The 14,455-nt window shown below is 58.3% G+C and carries 15 protein-coding genes; 10 read left to right on the top strand and 5 right to left on the bottom strand.

The genetic code is table 11. The annotated features are described in order from the left end of the window. Positions 1-9 precede the first annotated feature (9 nt). Positions 10-174 (bottom strand): hypothetical protein, encoded by a 165-nt coding sequence (locus E5X88_RS19390; RefSeq protein WP_292164062.1) that lies wholly within the window; start codon positions 172-174, stop codon positions 10-12. 147 nt (positions 175-321) lie between these two features. Here E5X88_RS19390 and E5X88_RS19395 point away from each other — a divergent pair, with 147 nt between their 5' ends. Next, positions 322-1,038: a hypothetical protein gene (locus tag E5X88_RS19395; protein WP_292164064.1), complete on the top strand. Its 717-nt coding sequence runs from the start codon at positions 322-324 to the stop codon at positions 1,036-1,038. 627 nt (positions 1,039-1,665) lie between these two features. Here E5X88_RS19395 and E5X88_RS19400 read toward each other — a convergent pair. From E5X88_RS19400 to E5X88_RS19410, 3 genes are all read right to left on the bottom strand, one after another. Next, the gene (locus tag E5X88_RS19400) at positions 1,666-1,917 is read right to left on the bottom strand and encodes a toxin-antitoxin system HicB family antitoxin (protein WP_292164066.1); all 252 of its coding nucleotides are present in this window, start codon (positions 1,915-1,917) and stop codon (positions 1,666-1,668) included. A 238-nt stretch (positions 1,918-2,155) separates the two neighbouring features. Beyond that, the gene (locus tag E5X88_RS19405; RefSeq protein ID WP_292164068.1) at positions 2,156-2,545 is read right to left on the bottom strand and encodes a DUF427 domain-containing protein; all 390 of its coding nucleotides are present in this window, start codon (positions 2,543-2,545) and stop codon (positions 2,156-2,158) included. Between the two features lie 219 nt (positions 2,546-2,764). Beyond that, a complete protein-coding gene (locus E5X88_RS19410; RefSeq protein WP_126039780.1) occupies positions 2,765-3,121 on the bottom strand; it encodes a hypothetical protein in 357 nt (118 codons plus the stop codon). Between the two features lie 180 nt (positions 3,122-3,301). Here E5X88_RS19410 and E5X88_RS19415 point away from each other — a divergent pair, with 180 nt between their 5' ends. Next, positions 3,302-4,930: a fatty-acid--CoA ligase gene (locus tag E5X88_RS19415; RefSeq protein ID WP_292164074.1), complete on the top strand. Its 1,629-nt coding sequence runs from the start codon at positions 3,302-3,304 to the stop codon at positions 4,928-4,930. Positions 4,931-5,009: 79 nt separating this feature from the next. After that, positions 5,010-5,792: a DUF1499 domain-containing protein gene (locus tag E5X88_RS19420; RefSeq protein ID WP_292164075.1), complete on the top strand. Its 783-nt coding sequence runs from the start codon at positions 5,010-5,012 to the stop codon at positions 5,790-5,792. Between the two features lie 3 nt (positions 5,793-5,795). Here E5X88_RS19420 and E5X88_RS19425 read toward each other — a convergent pair whose 3' ends face one another. Continuing rightward, complete coding sequence (locus E5X88_RS19425) at positions 5,796-6,704, bottom strand: MBL fold metallo-hydrolase (RefSeq protein WP_292164077.1); 909 nt, start codon at positions 6,702-6,704, stop codon at positions 5,796-5,798. A 116-nt stretch (positions 6,705-6,820) separates the two neighbouring features. Between E5X88_RS19425 and E5X88_RS19430 the strand changes: the two genes are divergently transcribed. The 7 genes from E5X88_RS19430 (at position 6,821) to E5X88_RS19460 (ending at position 14,327) form a co-directional block, all read left to right on the top strand. After that, positions 6,821-7,411, top strand: a complete 591-nt coding sequence (locus E5X88_RS19430; protein ID WP_292164078.1) for a biotin transporter BioY — start codon at positions 6,821-6,823, stop codon at positions 7,409-7,411. Between the two features lie 457 nt (positions 7,412-7,868). Next, a complete protein-coding gene (locus E5X88_RS19435; RefSeq protein WP_292164081.1) occupies positions 7,869-8,432 on the top strand; it encodes a transcription termination/antitermination NusG family protein in 564 nt (187 codons plus the stop codon). A gap of 273 nt (positions 8,433-8,705) precedes the next feature. Then, the gene (locus tag E5X88_RS19440; RefSeq protein WP_292164084.1) at positions 8,706-9,986 is read left to right on the top strand and encodes a sugar transferase; all 1,281 of its coding nucleotides are present in this window, start codon (positions 8,706-8,708) and stop codon (positions 9,984-9,986) included. A gap of 98 nt (positions 9,987-10,084) precedes the next feature. Continuing rightward, positions 10,085-11,179: a GDP-mannose 4,6-dehydratase gene (gene gmd, locus E5X88_RS19445; protein ID WP_292164087.1), complete on the top strand. Its 1,095-nt coding sequence runs from the start codon at positions 10,085-10,087 to the stop codon at positions 11,177-11,179. A 20-nt stretch (positions 11,180-11,199) separates the two neighbouring features. Then, the gene (locus E5X88_RS19450) at positions 11,200-11,994 is read left to right on the top strand and encodes a glycosyltransferase family 2 protein (protein ID WP_292164117.1); all 795 of its coding nucleotides are present in this window, start codon (positions 11,200-11,202) and stop codon (positions 11,992-11,994) included. After that, the gene (locus tag E5X88_RS19455) at positions 11,994-13,049 is read left to right on the top strand and encodes a hypothetical protein (RefSeq protein ID WP_292164090.1); all 1,056 of its coding nucleotides are present in this window, start codon (positions 11,994-11,996) and stop codon (positions 13,047-13,049) included. The genes E5X88_RS19450 and E5X88_RS19455 overlap by 1 nt, the downstream gene beginning before the upstream one ends. Positions 13,050-13,154: 105 nt before the next feature. Further along, complete coding sequence (locus tag E5X88_RS19460; protein ID WP_292164094.1) at positions 13,155-14,327, top strand: glycosyltransferase family 4 protein; 1,173 nt, start codon at positions 13,155-13,157, stop codon at positions 14,325-14,327. The last annotated feature ends 128 nt before the right edge of the window (positions 14,328-14,455 follow it).

The raw sequence follows: 14,455 nt of genomic DNA on the forward strand, positions 1-14,455 counted from the left end.
GCCCTGACTTTATTTTCCTTCCTTCGCGCTTACCTTGATCCCGCGCCGTTCCGCGTATTCGATCAATGCGAGTTCTATGATGGAGGTGATCGAGCGCCGTTCTGTTTCAGCAAGCTGTTGCGCTAACGCCAACACCGGGGGATCGAGGCGGGTGGTGAACGGCTTTTTTGTCATTTTCGCTCTATGGCTTGATATTTGGTTTCGAATGGCGCATAGGTATGCACGTGCATTGCACTTGCATTGCATGCATGACGGCCGACTAGAGTGCGCCAACACTCCAGCCAGCCTGACCACAACCCAAGCTGATTGGAGCTCGGATCAATGGCTGATTCCGACAATACCACGACTCTGCCTTACGTCACTCGCAGGCGAGTGCTTGCGGGAGGGATGATTACATCCACCGCCTTGGTGCTTGAAAAAAGCGCATTTGCCAGCAACGCAGCTGCAACGTGTATGTCTCCCGACCCAGCGCTGGTGCTTTGGCGGGAATGGGAGACAGCCCGCGGGCTGACCGACCGGCATTGCCGCAGGCAGCAGCGCCTCGCGACGAGGCTTGCCTTAAGCGTCGGCTTTCCTTGTGTGACCGTCCGCATGCCCAAGGGTGAGGAGGTGACGGTCCACTCGATCGAGGCGCTCAATGACGTGCTCGGCAAAGGGCCGGATATGGCGGCTCTCCGGGAGACGGCCGAAGCCGAATTCGCGGCGCATCAGGCACGCTGGGATGCGGCTGCTGAGGAGACCGGTTACTCCGGAGCGCTTAGGGCCGAGCGCGAGGCTGGCGATAGGGCACAGGATCTGCTGGAAGCGTTCTCAACGATCCCCGCCACAACTCTCGCCGGTGTGGCGGGCAAGCTCGATGCCGTGTTGCGCGAAGGCGAGGCCTGGGAGGAATGCTGCGAGTTCCCCTGGCCGCAAATCCGCTCGGCGCTCAGCGATCTGGTGCGCATGGCCCAGCAGATGATGCCTCAACAGTTCTTTCAAAGCGAGCAGCGTCCCAAACTCCGCCCGCGGCGGGCCGGCTGCTGTTTTCGTGCCTGACAGACGAAGAAGGAGGCGAGATATGAAGAACCATCCAACCCAACGTCCGGTTTCAGCGGAAGAACCCTCGACTAGCGGCGAAGCGTCTGTCTCCCGCCACCCTGCAATCGCCAGTGAGTTGGCGGCACCGGACTCTGGTGCGGCATCTCACCATCCGGCGGCGAGCGGTCCCGATCTGCTGGACGCCTTCAACCGCGACGCCGCCCTGGAGAAGTGGACCGTGCCTGAAGCTGCAGAGGCAGCGACAGCTCTGTGGGGAAAGACAGCCGCGACCGCAATCGCTTGGTGCGCCTTCACGGCGCATTGCGACGGGCGGACACAGGAGTTCCGATTCTGGTTTCGGGTATTCACCGACCTTCGAGCGGGTTCGCCCGATTCCGAGGCGGAAGCAGCGTCCGGCAAGCCTCGTCGAAACTCTTCCCGATAGAGAAGAGGAGATCATGTCCGGCGAGGGAACTGCCTGCTTGTCGAGACGAAATCGGACCGAAGCCAGCCCGTCAAGGTCAGAGCCGTTTCGCGGCGGCGCGTGCCGCGCCAGTCTTGACCGGAAGTTTTCGGCCCGGCGGCCGCTTTGGACGCAGGCAAGGCTTTCGGTACGAGCGAGACCGCTCCACTCCTCAGGGGACATTACTCCGGCAATTCATCGCCCTTGATCGGCGCCTTCCCTTTGCCGGCCCGCATCAGCAGGCCCAGCGCCTTGGGGATGCCGGCACGGGCAGCGCGTTCCTGAAAGTAGCTTTCCGTGCGCAGCGCCGAAAGCTTCTCGGCGACTGCCACGTTGATGAACTGGTTGAGCGGCACGCCTTCGTTCTCCGCCACCTTGCGCGCCTCATCGAGAAGCGAAAGCTGAAGCCGCAGGGCGAAATTGCTTCTCCTCATGTCTTTCTCTCCAATCGTCTCAGCATCTCACTCCGCGACAGGACCATTATAGCGAAGGACGCGGTCCACTTTGCCGAAGTCGCGTAGGACGATGATGAAAAATCCGAGGCTCGTTATGATACCGTCCGATCGGACGATGCGGCTTGCGAAGGCGACGACCGGCCTTACCTTCTTGCTCCTCGACAAGTCCGACGACGCCGGCACTGGCGGCACAGGACAGGGATCGAGCCGCCTGTGCTCAGTCTGGGGTGGCTTCAATCGTTACCTTGTTGGGATAGAACGCGCCGTGGTCGCAGATTTCGATCATCTCGTCGAAAGGTTGCTCATACGCCCACATCGCCTCCTTGCCTGCCTCCGCGGCACGCAGCACGCTCCAATAGCTCGCATCGCCCTTGTAGGGGCAATGGGTCGACAGGTCCGTCTTGCGAAGCTGGTCGAAATTGATGTCTTCGAACGGGATGTAGAAGACTGAAGGATAGGGGGACTCGGTCAACACCTTGGCCCTGGTGGACAAGGCAATGAGCGCGTCGCCGGCGCGTACGGTCACAGTTCCAATGTAAGGCTCGACCGTAATCACTTTACCCGGGTTGCGTTGAAAGCCGGGCGACGGCTTGGCGATCTGGTCCATGACGGGTTCTCCTTGCAACGACCTAATGCATGTTGCCCGAAAGTGTTCAGCGGTTTTGGGATAACGACATGCAAGCGTCGCATCAATCCCTTCAGACGCGACGCTTTAAGGTGTGTCGTGCACGTGCGTTGTGCAAGGCCGCCGTCGAATGCGAGGCACAAAAACCATCGCCTTTGGCGTTGCCAGGTTTCTCGTTAAACCGGCCCGGCCGATGACCGATCAGGCGGCAGCCTGAAACGCGTCCATCAGCCCGGCGTAGGCGGCGGCAATTCCGGCGACCGGATTGGTGCTTCTCGACGCGGTTTCGACCTTGAGCGCACCACCGCCGGTCGGCAAGGTAAGAAGCAGGAACTGGCGGTTGCCGCCATCGCCGACGCATGCCGCGGCAACGTGCTGGCCCTCGCCTTCGTTCTGAACGCACATCTTGAACAGCAGCGTGCCGCCGACCGCCTCAAGGGCGCCGCCGACAACTTCGACGAATTCGTCTTCGGTAATGGTTATGGCGTCCGGCACCAAATCGGCCAGACTTTCGGCAAGCGTATTCTCGAGAGCCTTGTCGTCAAGCTGCGCGTCCATGCGAACCTCTTTCATTCGCCAATCGCACCCCTGCCCGTTAATGAAGGTTAACGCCGACGATGGCCGGATTGTGGCGGGTTTCCCTGTCTTTTCGATCAATGCGCCGCTTCGGCCCTGTCATGGCTGGACAATCCGCTGGTTCGTCCCACAATGGAATGAAAAACCAATGGGAGGAACAAAATGCTCGGACTGATGCAGGAATGGCCGCTGCTTTGCCACAAGCTCATTGACAACGCAGCCAGGCAGCACGGTGCGCGCGAGATCGTGTCGCGCTCGATCGAGGGTCCGATCGTCCGAACCACTTACGCCGAAATTCATCGCCGCGCCTTGCAGGTCGCCGAGCGACTCGAGCGTGATGGCTTTGGGCTTGGCGACCGCATCGCCACATTGGCCTGGAATACGGCGCGCCACATCGAAGCCTGGTACGGCATCATGGGGGTCGGTGCGATCTACCACACGCTCAATCCGCGCCTCTTTCCCGAGCAGATCGTGTGGATCATGAACAATGCCGAAGACAAGGCGATTTTCGTCGATCTGACATTCATGCCGCTGCTTGAAAAGATCGCCAGCGCGGTCACGTCGCTAAGAAAGGTGATCGTGCTGACCGACAAGGCGCACATGCCGCAAACGGCGCTGCCGAACGTCGTTGCCTATGAGGAATGGCTTGACGAAGCCGGCGGCGGCTTCGTCTGGAAGACGTTCGATGAAAACACCGCCGCAGGCATGTGCTACACCTCGGGCACGACAGGCGATCCGAAAGGCGTCCTCTACAGCCACCGTTCCAACGTGCTGCACGCGATGATCGCTGCGATGCCCGACGCGATGGGCCTGTCGTCGCGCGATACCATACTGCCGGTCGTGCCGATGTTCCACGCCAATGCCTGGGGCCTTGGCCAGAGCGCGCCAATGATCGGCGCCAAGCTGGTCATGCCTGGCTGCAGGATGGACGGTGCCTCGATCTACGAGTTGCTCGACACCGAAAAGGTGACGTTCAGTGCCGCCGTGCCGACAGTGTGGTTGATGCTGCTCCAGCATCTGGAGGAGACCGGCAAGAAACTCCCCTATCTGAACAAGGTCGTCATCGGCGGCTCATCCTGCCCGCGTGCGATCACGAGAAAGTTCCAGGACAACTACGATGTTGAGGTCATCCATGCCTGGGGCATGACCGAAATGTCTCCGCTCGGCACGCTGTGTACGATGAAGCCGGACTATGCCGGGCTGGAGGGCGAAGCCCGGCTCGATGTCCAGAGTAAGCAGGGCTATCCACCCTTCGGCGTCGAAATGAAGGTGACGGACGACGACAACAACCCGCTGCCTTGGGACGGCAAGACGTTCGGGCGCTTGAAAGTCCGCGGACCGGCAGTCGCGCGCGCCTACTATGGCGGCGTCGGATCCGAACAGTTCGACGAAGAAGGCTGGTTCGATACCGGTGATGTCGCCCACATCGACCCGGGCGGCTATATGCAGATCACCGACCGCGCCAAGGATGTTATCAAATCCGGCGGCGAATGGATTTCGACCATCGAGCTCGAGAATCTCGCCGTCGGTCATCCGGATGTGGCGGAGGCGGCGGCGATTGGCATCCAACATGCAAAATGGGGCGAACGGCCTTTGCTTGTTGTCGTCCGAAAGCCGGGCCGGGAGCCGAGCAGGACGGATATCCTCGCTTTCATGAGCGGAAAGGTGGCAAAGTGGTGGATGCCCGACGACGTCGTCTTCGTCGCCGAAATCCCCCACACCGCGACCGGCAAAATCCAGAAGATCACCTTGCGCCAGCAGTTCAGGGACTATCGCCTTCCGACGGATTGACGGAGATGGTGCCTTTCGCCTTCAAGCCACCGCCAAGAAGCTCTAAACGTTCGTTCGGGTTGGAGCAGTCCGGAAAATAATGGAAATTACCCAGCGACAGACGTCGAGGGCGGCCGGCTGGTCGCGGCGAACAGGCGCCTTTTCGGCGGTCCTGCTTCTGACCGTTCTCGTCGGCCATCGATATGACCTTGTCGAGACGCCGGCGTTCCTTTGGGTGCTCGGCATTGTCGCGCTGCTTGCCGCCGTTGCGCTGCTATTCGCTGGCCTTGCCTTTTCGAGACTGTGGAATTTCGGCGACCGCGGCGGTCGCGATCTCACCGTCGGCACGTTGCTCGCACTTCTGGTGCTTGTTCCCTATGGCGTTGCTGCCTACCGGGCAGCGACCTATCCGCCGCTTAGGGACATCTCGACGGATCTCGAGGATCCGCCGATGCTCGATACCAGCACTCGGACCGGGGATATGAACGCGCTTTCGCCACCGACCCCGGGCGAACAGCGCCTGCAGACTGAGACCTATCCGCTGGTCACCGGACGCAGCTACAATCTGCCTTTCGATCGTGTCCTGGAAGCGGTCGAAACCGTGCTCGATCCGCGGGATTGGCAGCTCACGGCGCCGTTTCCCGATGCGAACGGGCAAAACGAGGTGACGATCGGCGCCTTGGCCAAGAGCTTCATCCTTGGCCTTCCAGCAGATGTCGCCATCCGCGTGGCCGAAGATGGCGATGCGATCATCGTCGACATGCGTTCGGCCTCCCGTTACGGCCGCTACGACCTTGGCGACAATGCGGCTCGTATCGTGGATTTCCTCGCCGAACTGGATCAGGAAGTCGCCGGCCAGGTGGGCACGGCCCCGGCCGAGTAGCGCCTACGGGACGGGCGTGAAAATGCCGTCGATGGCAGGGTCGCCGTCGGTGCTCACCTGACCGCGCGCCACCAGGTCCTCCAGATGGGCAAGCACGGACAGGCCGGCAGCGCCATGGAGACGCGGGTCGGTATCCCTGTAGATCGCCTTGACCATGTCCTTGATCGTCCGGTCGCCGCTTCTGATCCGCTCTAGGATCGCGCGTTCACGCATTTTGCGATGGCTCTTCAATCCGCGCATGAAGCTGCGCGGCGCGGTCACCGGCCCACCATGGCCGGGCAGCAGCAGGTGGTCGCCGCGCTCGATCAGCCGATCCAGTGAGATCATGTAGTCGGCCATGGCGCCATCGGGCGGCGCAACGATGGAGGTCGCCCAAGCCATGACATGATCGGCCGAGAACAGGACGCCGGTCCCTTCCAGCGCAAAGGCCGCGTGATTGGCGGCATGACCCGGCGTCAGCACCGTTCTGACCGCCCAGCCGTCGCCCTTGACCACCGTATCGTCGGCAAGCGCGACATCCGGATTAAAGGCGGTGTCGGCGCTGGCATCGAGCGGATTGACCTCGCCGATGCGCAGCGGCCTCGCCGGGCGATGCGGGCCTTCGGCCAGGACAATGGCACCGGTGCGCTGCTTCAGCCGGGCTGCCAGCGGAGAATGGTCACGATGCGTGTGGCTGACGAAAATGTGGCTGACCGGCCTGTCTGCGATCACTTCGAGCAATGTCTTGAGATGCGCGTCGTCATCCGGCCCCGGATCGATCACCGCCAGCATCTTGCGCCCGACGATGTAGCTGTTGGTGCCGTGAAAGGTGAACGGGCTGGGGTTTGGGGCGGTGACCCGAAGCACGTCGGGCGCGACGGTTACGCCCCGGCCGTAGGACGGGTCGAAGCTTGTGTCGAATTTCAGCGCCATGGCCAGTATCGTAGAGCTCTGTTTGGGGAAGGGCAAAATCGATTGCCGCATAGCACGGAAGCCAATATAGGAAAACGCAAGGCCGCGATTTGCGGCAGTCCGGAATGAGGAAGACCATGGCAATTGCAACGACGATGCGTCCGCTTGTTTCTCTCGCTTTGCCTGAAAAGGGCGCGGCTCGCCTGGCAACGCAGCTTTTGCTTGCGATCGTCGGAACGCTGGTGCTGACCTTGTCGGCCAAGACGAAAGTCGTGCTCGGACCGGTCGACATCTCGATGCAGACCTTAGCCGTCTTTCTAATCGCCGCAACGTTCGGCATGCGCCTCGGCGTCGCGACGCTGCTTCTTTACATGGCGGAGGGCGCCATGGGCTTTCCGGTCTTCCAGAGCACACCGGAAAAGGGCATCGGCATCGCCTACATGCTCGGCTCGACCGGCGGTTATCTTGCCGGCTTCGTGGTCATGGCGGCGATCGTCGGTTGGGCGGCCGATCGCGGCTGGGATCGCTATCCGATCAAGCTCTTCAATGCGATTCTGGTCGCTGAAATCGTCATGATGGCGTTGGGCTTTGCCTGGCTGGCGCTGCTCATCGGCCCGGAAAAATCGTGGCAGTTCGGCGTCGTTCCTTTCATCGTTGGTGACCTTATCAAGGTCGCCCTGGCAGCGAGCCTTGTACCGGCTGTCTGGTCGCTGCTCAAACGCCCCTGAACTCCGCTCGATGGATCGGACTCAGCCCTGATCGGATTTACGCATCCGCAGGGATGTGGTGCGTGGGAATGATCCTTTCAGCGACGGCCTGACGACGATGAACAATGAGAGGCTGGGCAGAAACAAAATTTGGCCAGCATCTGCTTCGCAATACTTTGCTAACGATACCGTCACACTATGGTCAAGTCGGCGGATTAAGGAGCAGACCAGCCAGCGATTCGTCGCGAGCCAGCGTAACCAAGCAGCTACGCATCGGCGCTATTTGCGGGATACCGTTGCTTGGATAGCTTAAAAAGAAAGCGGCTCGATGATTTTTTAGGCGCAGCTAAAATTGTTAGACAATAGCAGAAATTTTTTCGGCGAATCGTCTCTATTCTCGCGAGATAGTTGCTTGCTGGTGTCCTCATCCTGTCGTAACCGTTGCCGCAACATGCCGAGAACCACCAGAGGAAGACGCGTGATTCGCTCGGAAGAGACAATTCCAAAGGCTAATATAATATCACAACAGCCCGCCGCCGGCGCCGCAGTGCGCTGGTACGCCGCCAGCGTCTTTCCGGGAAAAGAAGACGTCGCCGAACGGCATCTCCGGATGCAGGGGTTTGACCCGTTTGTGCCTCGCTGCGAGAAGACTACACGTCATGCCCGGCGCATCGAGACGCGACCGGCTGCATATTTTCCAGGTTACATGTTCATCGCCCTCGACGTCGCGCTGCAGCGGTGGCGCTCGGTCAATGGAACGTTCGGCGTGCGCTCGCTCATCATGCAGGGCGAGCGGCCATTGCCGGTCCCCTCAGGGTTGGTTGAGCGCTTCATAGCCCTGACTGGCGGGGACGGCCTCCTTGATTTCAGGGGAGGCCTTACTGCAGGCGCATCGGTTCGGATTCTTTCAGGTCCTTTCGCGGAGATGATCGGTCGCCTTGACCGACTCGATCCAGCGGGAAGGGCCCGGGTTCTGGTGGCGATCATGAACGGCGAAATCCCTGTTGACCTGGATTCGAGGGAACTCGTCGCGATCGCATAGCCGCAATTGACGCCCGGTCGTGCGGTGCAAGCTGTTGGAAGGTTCGCTCTCGGGTTTCACCCGGGAGTGCGGTAGCCATTGTTGGAGGACTACGCATTTGGTCGACCCGGCGAAACAGATGGGTCAATTGAAGGCCGCTGCCCCGGCCCGGCATGTCGATCTGGCCGGTCGATGAATTTTGATTGAAATCCTTGTAGTCGGATTTTAAGAATTATCGAACCAAAAATTGAGAATAGTCGAGTTGATTAGCGATCTGCCAGAGAGTGCTTGGAATTGAACGCTCCCATCATAAAGCCGCAAACTCAGCGGCATCTTCTGCACCGAATTAGATTTCAACTTCTTGGCGGACTGTCTTTTGCGATTTTGGCGCCTGCGCTTGTCCGAATTGCAGCTGATCCTTCGTTTATTTATTACTCAAATTTGCAGATAACGATTTTTGCAGCATTTGTAGCGCATACTGGAGGCTTCTTTTCATTTCGCAGAATAGGAAATTTCCCAGGCGTTGCGGCTGCCGGTTACATTTTGCCAACATTTGCAATTTCTTATGGAATTGCGTATTTCACGATTTTCTTGCTTAGAATTGACTACAGCGGCTACCAAGCCGCCAGTAGTTTAACATTGTCAATTCTCTGGTATTTCGGTTTGAGTATCCTGAGCAGGCGTCTGGATCCGTACAGTCTCGCCGTGGTTCCTGGCGGGGCTGTCAATCGTCTTGAAGAGATTAGCGGCGTGAATTGGCATTGGCTCGGGTCCCCAGACACTGTTGTTGACCGCGTAAGCGGCGTCGTTGCCGACCTTCGTGCCGAACTATCTGATGATTGGGAGCGCTACATAGCCGATCAGGCTCTTGCAGGCGTTCCCGTCTATCACGTCAAGCAGATCAGTGAGTCGCTGACGGGTCGCGTCGAAATCGAGCATTTGTCCGAAAACACGTTGGGTTCGCTCAATCCGAATCAGGCGTACATCAAAATCAAGCAGGCGATCGATTGGGTCAGTGCAGTCCTGGCTCTGATAATGTTGGCGCCGTTCTTGGTCTTGATCGCCCTGATGATAAGGCTGGAATCCCCTGGTCCCGCTATATTTCGCCAGGAACGCCTCGGATACGGCGGAAGATCGTTTACGGTCTACAAGTTCCGAACGATGACCGTCAGCGCACCTGAGGTGGCAAACGTTCGCAGTCTTGCCGTCACGAAGCCGGGTGATAGCAGGGTAACCCGGCTCGGTCGCTTTCTTCGAAGAAGCAGAATTGACGAACTGCCGCAGTTGATAAACATCGTCCGTTCGGAGATGAGCTGGATTGGGCCGCGGCCCGAAGCGACAGTGTTGTCTTCTCACTATTCCGTGGCGTTGCCATTCTATCGCTATCGAAACATCGTCCGCCCCGGAATTACGGGGTGGGCTCAGGTAAATCAAGGGTATGTATCGGACGACGACGACGAGATCGAAAAACTGCATTACGATTTCTACTACATCAAAAATTTCTCGCCATGGCTTGATATTATCATTGTGCTAAGGACACTGAAAACGGTGTTAAACGGGTTTGGATCTCGATAGTAACCAAGCTGAATTTGGTCTGTTCCATTCGTCGAATGCGGCATCGACTGACTGGGTAACGCTATGGTTGTGTTTATAAAGCTGCCGAAGGGAATGAAATGAGCCGAAAAACCGCATTGATTACCGGCATCACTGGCCAGGATGGTGCCTATCTTGCCGATCTTCTGCTTGCCAAGGGATATGCAGTCCATGGTATCAAACGGCGATCGTCTTCATTCAATACGGGACGTATCGATCATCTCTACCAGGACCCGCATGAAAGCAGCGTGAACTTCTCGCTGCACTATGGCGATATGACCGATGCAACAAACCTGATCCGCATCATTCAGGAAGTGCAGCCGGATGAGATCTACAATCTCGCTGCGCAATCACACGTTCAGGTGAGTTTCGAGACTGCGGAATATACGGCTAATGCCGACGCGATAGGCACATTGCGTCTACTTGAAGCCATCCGGTTGCTTGGCCTCACAAAGAAGACGCGTTTTTACCAGGCTTCGACGTCCGAGCTCTACGGCAAGGTGCAGGAGATCCCGCAAAAGGAAACGACGCCTTTTTACCCTCGGTCGCCTTATGCAGCGGCAAAGATCTATGGATACTGGATCACAGTAAACTATCGCGAAGCCTATGGCATTCACGCTTCCAACGGAATCCTGTTCAACCATGAAAGCCCGCTGCGTGGTGAAACATTTGTCACGCGCAAGATCACCCGAGCCGCTGCCGCCATCAGCCTTGGCCTTCAGGACAAGCTCTATCTCGGCAATCTGTCCGCTGAGCGCGATTGGGGGCATGCGCGCGACTATGTCGAGGGCATGTGGAGAATTCTCCAGCAGGACGTCCCTGACGATTATGTTCTGGCGACAGGGGTGAAAAATTCCGTTCGAAAATTTGTGGAACTCGCCTTCGCCGAAGTGGGGGTTCGCATTCAATGGAACGGCTCCGGGGTCGACGAAAAGGGCATCGACACGAAGACCGGCAGGATATTGGTGGAGGTTGATCCACGCTACTTCCGCCCGACCGAAGTCGACCTGCTGATCGGCGATCCCTCGAAGGCCGAACGTGCGCTTGGCTGGAAGGCAACGACATCACTTGACGAGATGGTGCGCGAGATGGTCCAGTCCGACCTCAAGGTCGTGGAACGCGAATACGAGCATCGCCGGCTTGACGAAGAGCACGGTCGCAAGGCGGCTCAGTAGCTGCGAAAAGTCCCGTGAATATGAAGATCTCCGTTCTAACGGTCTGCTGGAATTCGGCGGCAACGATCAGGCATACGCTCGACAGTTTTTTTGCCCAGGACCATGGTGACAAGGAACTGGTCGTGGTCGATGGAGCCTCGACCGACGAAACGCTCTCGATTGTTCGCTCCTATGCCGATAAACGACTGCAGATCGTCAGCGAGCCGGACAGAGGCATGTATGACGCCCTGAATAAAGGGCTTGCGCTTTGCTGCGGCGATGCAATCGGGGCTCTCAATGCGGACGACGCGTTTCACGACCGGTCCGTGCTGGGCAAGATCAGCATGGCGCTCGCTGATGCCGACATTGTCCACGGTCATCTTGACTTTGTGGACAACCACGAGAGCAAGCGGGTGGTTCGTCGCTGGCGGGCAGAACCCAGACCTCAAAATGGGTTTCGTTCGGGGTGGATGCCCGCTCACCCGACCTTCTATGTTCGGCGCGGCGTTGCCGAGAAGGTTGGGTCGTTCGATCTGACGCTCAAAGTCTCCTCCGACTACGACTGGATGCTGCGGGCCGTCGAGCTTCATGGCTTTAGGATTGCGACGATGGATCAGGTTCTGGTCGACATGATGGTGGGAGGCGCAAGCACAAGGAGCTTGCGTTCCCACATCGGGCATAATCTGGAAGCGCTGCGGTCTAGACGCCGTTGGCTTGGATCAGGTCCTGTCGACTACGCGCTGGTTGCTAAGCCGGCGCGCAAGCTGGGGCAATTTTTCGGCATCAACAGTGCCGGCACTGCGCCAAGCAAAGCCGGCATGGAGCAAGCTGAATAGTGGTTCCGGTAAGCCATGCCTCGAAGGTCGGCCCAAAGGTCAAGCGCAGCTACGTTCACGTGTCTGCCCCCGGCGGCCACCGCCAGTTCTATCAGGATCTCTTTGCCGGCCTGTTTGGCCTCGAGGCGGTAACGGGCCGCGTTGGGCCGCGACTGTGGCTTGACCTCGTTAAGGCCCGCCACCTCCTGTTTGCCACCATAGACGATGATTACGCTGGTTTTATAGCAGTTGCGCTGGCAAGGTCGCTGTTTGGGCGGCGGACGGTTGGGCTTTTTCTAAGGCCGTCCAAATGCTTCGAGAGCGGAAGGCTCGTTTACCGCCTCAAGAGATGGGCTTTCCGGTGCTTGCGGCGTTTGCCTCACCTGTCGCTCTTTACGATTTTGCCGTTCAAATTTGATCGTCGATTTGCCCAGATCGCGCACGGGTGGGTACACGACCCTCAGATGTGGGACATGCATGACGGCGCGGCGCTTACCCAAACCAGCCAATTGTCACGCGACGTGCTGGCCGCAGCCGGCGGGCGCGCCATTTTGTGCTTCCTCGGCAGCGTGAGAAAGTCGAAGGGCTTTGAATTCCTGGCTGACATTCTTTCCGACCACCCAGATCTCGCGAAAGATGTTTTTGTGGCGGCTGTCGGGCGCGTCGACCCAGCCTGTAACGACGACTGCGCGCGCCTGATTGCTGCCGGCGGAATGGTGGTCGACCGGTTCGTGTCGGACGACGAACTTCTGAGCCTGTACAAAGTCTGCGATCTCGCCTGGTGCTGCTACGGGCCGGACTACGACCAGGCATCCGGCATATTCGGACGAAGCGTGCAACTGGGCACACGCCCGATTATCCGCAAGGGCGCATATCTCGAGAATTATGCGCAGGAAGATGCAGTTGCACCGGTGTGTCTAACTTACGGTGATACTCGCGACGCTGCCGCCCATATTGCAGCCGCAGCGGCCAATCGATCCGACAAGGCTGCTCGATCCGATGGGGCCGTGCGGTTGGGCGAAATCGTTGGCGGCTGGCGGGCCGATTTTGTACGGAAAATCCGTGCGACTCTTTGACCTGTCGGCGCATGCACGTCAAATACCGCTGCAAGCGAGGTGTGGCATGAATATGTCTGATGCCCGATCTCACAACCCGGACCGAGGCATTGTGGCTGGTCATAGATGGTGAAGAAGATATTGTATTTCCATCATGCGACCGCACTGGGAGGTGCGCCGAAGAGTTTGGCATTGTTGATAAAATCGCTGGATCGCAAAGAATTCTCTCCAATAGTGGCAATGCCGCGTCGCCCCGGGAATTCGGGGGTCCGCCAGTTATTCGAGGCTGCCGGGGCCGAGATAATCGAGGAACAGGACATTCGACCTTTCCATGGATCGACAGTCGCGCCCTGCAGGGACGTGAAGTCGAAGATACACGCGATACTGTCTTTTCCGCTTCTCGTCAGATGTGCCAGGAAGCTTGTCCGTGATATACGGCCGGACATTGTTCACTTGAACTCCACCTGCATGGTGGCTGCCGCTAAGGGCGCGCATGACGCCGATCCCTCGATCCCCGTTATCGCCCATGTCCGGGAGCCGATCCTGCAAAACAGGTGGGGTAACATTCTGCGCAATCTAAATAAGAAGCATGTTGATTATTTCGTTGGTATCGACAAAGCCGGTCTGGATAGCATTGGCGCTACCGCCACTCCGGGATCGGTTGTCTATAACAGCGTTGACAGCAGTCTCTTCCGTGCGCCAGATCAAGGCGTTGCTGAATTGAGGCAGAAATTTGGATGGGTGGATGGCGATGTCGTATTCCTCTCATTGTCACGAATTGCGGAGTCGAATGGCATTCTGCCTTTCGTAAATGCGGTCAACGCGCTCGATGCAGACCTTCCCGACCGCGCTCGATTTGTGTTTGCAGGCTTTGGAAAAAACGAAGGAGCTTATGGAAAAGCAGCATTAGAGGCGATAAACGCAAGCCGTCGGTGCAGCGCCATGCCATTCATAGATGACATCATTCCCGTTCTCGCAGCCAGTGACGTCGTCATTGCGCCCTTTCTGACAAGTCACAGTGCTCGGTGCATTTTTGAAGGAGCGTCGGCAGGACGCCCCGGCTTGGTCACACGCTTGCCGAATTTGCTTGAGGTAATTGAAGAAGGTAGAACCGGCTTGAGCTTCGAAATGTCCTCTTCCTGCGGTCTTCTCGAAGCGATTGAAAAACTCTGCCGGCGCAATACGCGGCTCGAAATGGGACGGAACGCGCGCCAGTTCGCAAAGACCAGATTCCATATCGATCAAAATGTCGCGGCAATTCAAACGCTTTACCGCGACCGCTCAGAATCAAGGCGTTGATGTCCCCCTTCAAGTTGATTGATCAAAGCGAGCGCCTATTCTGGAACGCTCTCGCAACGTTTCAGTTTGCGGTGAGGCGCAGAAAGAGGCCTCGTAGCTTGTCCGTCCTCGGGCCAATTGGGCTGGGG

Origin of the sequence: Mesorhizobium sp., from assembly GCF_004962245.1 — a bacterium.
In the GTDB taxonomy this organism is placed as follows: domain Bacteria; phylum Pseudomonadota; class Alphaproteobacteria; order Rhizobiales; family Rhizobiaceae; genus Mesorhizobium.